Genomic DNA, 6,000 nt, shown 5'->3' on the forward strand with positions numbered 1-6,000 from the left:
GATTTAAGAACGGCAATAATCTGATGTTCAGTGAATCGTACTTTACGCATAGTGACCTCCTTTGTTGATAAAATAAATATGCCGGAAATCTCTAAATGTGAATGGGTCTATTGTGTGGGATACTTACACTGAAACCTCCATTTTTTTGCATTTTCAAAAACCATTCAGAGTAACGTCTCCACTATCATATTTTTTTACACAAATATTTTTCACTTGAAAAAGACACTCTGTGAAATTGTGAATCAACAAATTATCCCCTTCATTTATAACAGATAGTTGTCCTTTAAATTGTAAAATAATCTCATCTGAAAAAATAATTTCAAGGCCATCATTTTCTATATTAATTTCTTCAATACTATATTGATTGTCAAAAGGTCTTCCATAAGGGCCATCAGGAAGAAAAAAATAAAATGAACATTTTCCATTAATCCATTTCTCAATTAATTCTTTTGCATTCATTTTCTAATTATCCAGTCATTATTTACTGATGGAAGGAATATCTGAGTTCCTCCCCCGTGTAAAGTTGGGTTTGTTCCTTCTGTTCCAGTTTGTGCAGCAGCAGGCCCTTCATAGTATGTAGTACCTTTAGGTACTTTTATTATTGCTTGATTTTCAAAAGTATTACCCCACTCAGGTAAAACAGCACTATCTAACTGTGACTGCAAAGGTCCCCTCGACGGTTCTGGAGTCCAAAAACGACCATTTTCTTTAGCACTCCCACCATAATCCCTATAAAAATACATGTCTGTTTCTGTTACTTTTTCAGTATAAGTACCGCTTCTAAATGTTGCTGCTGGACTACAAACATCATTAGCATTCCCTAACGGACCCGCATCATTAGGTCCATATGATTGTATAATTTTAGAAATACCACGCTCAGAAACATCTAATCCACCAACTTTGCCATAAGGCAACGAATTACCATCATACTTACCGCCAGGATACTCAACATCAACAATTTTCCCGTTTGATTTCGGACTAAACGCGCCCTCACCTGAAGACCAATTATAAGAAGGTTTTGTCGCCCCTTTTGCCGCAATAGCCGCCGAAACCGCCCCTTCAGCTGCCAAATACGAATGTACCGTTTGTAAGTTAACTCCCAACGCTACAGAAGCAACAATGACATCCATGCCTTGCTTGGTCGCAGCATAGGCTCGTGCCGTTTCATAATCTACACCCGTTGCCGCCATAAAGTAACGAGCCAGACCATCCGTAACCTGCTCTTTATGTTGAGCATCTACCGAAGTACTATTTAACAGATTAACTACCTGACCATAAGCATCAGCATATTGTTTTTTAGCCTGCGAGTTATACGAACCCGTTTCATAGCTATCTCTTGCTGCTGCCGCATCTTGTCTGGCACTGGCACAACCAGCACTTCCCGCCTGACCATTTCCACAAGCATCTATCACCGCCTGATCGCTGGAGATATCTTTCTCCATTAATCGGTCATAATCTTGCTGCGCTTTTTCTCGCACTAACGGGTCAGGGTCGTTAAGTTTCTGCTTCGCTATCTCAAGTTCAGTTTTTTCCGGCTGGCTAAGGTAGTTGTTCGTGGCCGCGTTATACGCCGCCAAAGCAGCCGTCCCCGCATCCGCCGTATTATCAGCAATTAAACCCGCCGCCACGCCGGTGGCAATTGAGGTCATATTAGCGATAAATTGACGTTCAGCTTCCGTCAGCTTTGTCGGATCTTTGTGGTACAGATCCTCAGCAATAGTTTTGGCTATCAGCTCACCACTGGCCGCACCCAATGCACCAGACAGACCATTATTACCTGAACCCTCCGCAACCGCCAGACCCACGATGGCATGACCAATTACCTTCGCCAGCAGGTTCGCATTATCCGGGTGCTCTTTATCCACCGGGAAATTCTCATCCGCCAGCCGCTTCACGCCCTGAGCCAGTAACGGCGCAGAAGCTGCCGCAGCCGCATTCCCCGCACTACCACCACCCATCGCTACCGTCAGTGCCGCACCCGCCGCCTGTATCGCACGACCAACATTGCTGCCCGTGCCATAGGTTTCCATCTGTCTTTCATAGGCAGCCTGATACACCACATCATACGTGGCCTTGTTCAACTGCTCCTGCGATGGGTTCGTGATATCCTGTTTCGCTAAATTCTCTCTGGCCTGCGCCTGAATAACGGGGTCTTTCGATGCAGCTTCCATACTGGCCTTCGCTTCATCCTGCGCGTTCTTCACCCCAATATTGGTGGCAATACTCGTCACCTGCGAAACAATCTGCCCCGCCAGATTGATGGCTTCCAGATTCCGCATCTCTTCTTCAGCATTGAAGATTTTATCCAGCGGGTTGGCCGCATTCGCCGTGTCATTACTGAGCTTGGCAATATCCTGCTGCTGATTATCTTTATCACGAACAGTGATAGAACCATCCGCTATCGCCGCGTGGGTGGTGCTACTGGCGCTATCACCGTAAGCGACCACAATCGGTGTTCCCGGCACCCCCGGGAACCCAAACGGTGCACCGCCGCCCGAACCAATACTCATCGACACATGGCTGACGTCATAATCTGCCTTATTCTTAATATCACTCCAGCCTAACGTACCGGTGTCCAGACTGTTTTTATCCGGCGTGGCGTCAGACGCAATTACCGCACCGTCTAACTGGGTGTGTTTACCCACGGTAATGTCATAACCGCCAAGACCTGCATAAATCCCGCTCTGCTCATTCACGCTGGCCCAGGTGCTGTCCATCTTATCCATGGTGAAGCCCAGGCTGCCGTCAAAACCAGTGCCGTAGCTGCCTGCGATATTGAGTGAGTATTGCTCATAGCTGTAGTCATCGGTGTCCTGCAATGAACGCACGGTCAGGTCGCGGCCCACGTCCATCATGACAGATTCCCCTTTCGCCAGTGCACCAATCAGATTGGTATCCCGGCCGCTAATAATGGTCAGATGATTACCGGCTTCTAACTGACTCTCGCTCCAGTACAGGCCGTCTGCATGCATATTGCCTTTGGAGAAGTTGGCATCCGCAAAGAAGCGCAGGCCATTTTTACCCCCACCAACACCAAAGCTGACCCCAGCGTTACCGCCGTAGCTCTGGTTTTCACTGTCGGTTTTCTGAGTGTTCGCCGCCGCCAGCAGGTTAACGTCCCGGTTGGCGTCAAGTAGCATAGTGTTACCGGCATTCAGGGTGGAGCCTTTAATGGTGATATCACCATCAACGCCCTTCTCACCGTTGCCGGTGGCGGTCATGGACAGATTGTTACCTGCCGCAATGGTAGAACCCTGCGCTGCCCGAATTTTGGTATCGGTGGTGGATTCAGTACGCTGAGTACCACCGGAAATGCTGATACCCACAAAGCCTTCACTGTCTTTGGGCAGGTCCATCATACCGGCCTGCACTGCCTGCACCGCCGACAAGGCGGCCTTGATTTCCTGCAATGCTTTAATCTTACTGTCGTGAGTATCCTGCGCCTGTTTCGCTTCGGTCACGGCCGCATTTAGCGCACCGCCCACTGCACCGGACAACGCCACGGTCACCCCCGACTGGGTGCGCTCATATTTGTCGTGAATACGGGTCTGATTATCCACCGACTCAACGGTGACGTTTTTACCCACCATGCTTATGTCTTGTTGAGCTATAACATCTGAACCTTTAACGGTCAGATTGTTTCCTGCACTCAGGGTAACATTGCCCTCAGTACTGCCCACAATACTGCTCAAGTTGCCGATGCCGTGGGTGGTATTGGTGGATTTTTCATCTATCTTACCTACGGTAAAACCTATGCCTCCACTGCCCATCAGACCCGATTTGGTGGTATGAGAAAAATGCATCTCATCCCGCTTTTCCGCTGCGGTATCAATAGTCAGGTCATTTCCGGCACTGAGCGAAACATCATGGGTTCCGGTAACTTGGCTTCCGTGAACCAACAGGTCGTTACCGGCCTTCATCACCACCGAGTCACCGCTAAAGTTGCTGCTTACCCCCGAAATGCCATGCAGCTCATCATGGCTTTCCGAGGTGAGTTTGGTGCCAAAACGCCCCCGGCTACTGTGCTTTGAATGTTCGCTCAGGTCTTCCGTTGACTCACCGGCGGTAATCGTCAGATTGTTTCCAGCCACCACCTCCAACTGACCACCGGCCTCTACCTGCGCCGCTCGGGCATTGATATCATTTTTCGCTGACAGGGTGATGTCGCCGTTGCCGATAATTTGACTCCCCACCTCTGACGAAGTCGATTCCCGGCGGTAGTCATTTTTGTCTTTATAAAACTCTGCCTGTTTAGCCACCGTCACCGTATTCAGATTCAGGTCGTGACCCGCCGCGATGGACGTCTCGCTGTTTTGACCGACGTTGCTCATCAGCGTCGCTGTCAGATTAATATCATTACCCGCAGAAAGCTGTAATACGCCGCTGTCGTTGTTAACCGAAAGCGTTGCCACCTGATTGATAGCCGTATAAGAAGACCCATTACGTCCGGCCTTTTCCCCGTGCGTCATGGTGGTAATAAGGTTAATATCATGTCCGGCCTGAAGCCTCAGGCGGTCATTACCCTGCATCAGTCCGCCAATATTATTGATATCGTTATTCGCCAGCAGCGCCACATCATTACCGCTGATACTGCCGCCCCTGTTTTGAATATTCTGCGCCAGCACGTTCAGCTTATCCCCCGCCAGAATGCGCCCCTGATTCACTAAATCACTGGTCAGTTGCAGATTCACCTGCTTACCGGCCAAAAGCGCACCACTGCCGTCGATATCCTGAGGCCTGACCATGGCGTACACCTGCGGCACCAGAACCGTCTGGACCGAGCCATCCGGCAACGTCACGTCACGACTAACCAGCCAAACGATGTCTGAGGTCAGGTTAGCCATCTGCTGTGGCGTCAGGGCGATACCTAATGACAGGTGATACTTCTGAGCAAACTCCACGCCGCTGTTCATCAGCGCCATATATTGCTCTTCATCATTAGCGTAGCCGTTTAAAAAACGCTGTCCGGTCAGGTTAATTATCTGGTCGCTAATTAGCCGCTGTTCATAGTAACCATCCCCCAGACGTTTATGCATATTATTCGGGTCAGCCTGTAAGCGGCTGGTCATATAGTCCGAACCCAGCCAGCGCCTGAGTTGGGTATACTGAGGGTCAGTTTCTATCAGATACCGGCTACCCACCGCCGGATTAATTTTATACAGACTGGCATTGGGTAATATCAGATTCAGACCTGGTGGACGCGTCACCACGCTGACATCCTGGATACCGTCCACACCCGGTACTTGAATACTCACCCGCTCTATATTGATACCGTTAATACCGCTATTAGGCGCTGCCCCCTCCTGGTGGCCATCAATCGAGGTCCTTCCGCTGCCGTCAGACTGGGTGTGATTTAAAATTTCAGACGGATGTAACGTGATATCCTGAATCACAGTGGCAGGGTTATAAGGTAACTTATCTATCTTCTGTGTATCGTCTGCCTGATGTTTCACATTACGGGTGTATTTCCACACACGACCAATTTCATCAATGTAACGCTGACCAGTAACGTCCACGTTATTCAGGATATTTGCTTCAATACTCAGAACATTACCCGCAACAATTTGGCTTTTATCATTATTGACCGTATTTGCAGCCATCAGCAGATTACCGCCGGCTAAAATTTTGGCCGGGTCGGTTTCCGTGATAACACTTTCACTGATGATATAGTCATAAACATACTCGAAATGTGTTTCAAAGTACCGGTTAGGGATACCCTGAATGCGGATGCGTCTGACCTGCTCATCAAAATCGTAGGTCACTATCTCTTTCGGGTAGCGTGTCGTGTCACCTACAACGCTGTATTCAAACTTACTCTCGCGTGAGATTTCACGCACTTCAGTTTTGAAGTTATCATTAACATTATTCACCTGCCCCATCGACAACCGTAAATCCCCCAGCGCCTCAATCGTTGCACTGTGGTTATTCAGCACATCCCCCATCCCGGTGGCATTGCCGTTTTCATCAAGCAGTCGACCGATGGACATATTCCCGCCGCTG

At 48.9% G+C, this 6,000-nt stretch carries 2 protein-coding genes; both read right to left on the reverse strand.

The window, feature by feature from the left end; translation table 11 throughout:
• Nucleotides 1–153: 153 nt before the first annotated feature.
• Entirely contained in the window at nucleotides 154–459 is a 306-nt protein-coding gene (locus LPW36_RS03970) for a hypothetical protein (protein ID WP_230608171.1), read from the reverse strand.
• Entirely contained in the window at nucleotides 456–5,987 is a 5,532-nt protein-coding gene (locus LPW36_RS03975; protein WP_230608172.1) for a hemagglutinin repeat-containing protein, read from the reverse strand. Before LPW36_RS03975 ends, LPW36_RS03970 begins: the two co-directional genes overlap by 4 nt.
• Between the last annotated feature and the right edge of the window lie 13 nt (nucleotides 5,988–6,000).

It is taken from the genome of Limnobaculum eriocheiris, from assembly GCF_021010575.1.
Taxonomy (GTDB): Bacteria; Pseudomonadota; Gammaproteobacteria; order Enterobacterales; family Enterobacteriaceae; genus Limnobaculum; species Limnobaculum eriocheiris.

Bases quoted from the DNA above. Each gene is read 5' to 3' on its own strand.
- LPW36_RS03975 (WP_230608172.1), bottom strand. From the start codon at position 5,987: ATGTCCATCGGTCGACTGCTTGATGAAAACGGCAATGCCACCGGGATG.
- LPW36_RS03970 (WP_230608171.1), bottom strand. From the start codon at position 459: ATGAATGCAAAAGAATTAATTGAGAAATGGATTAATGGAAAATGTTCA.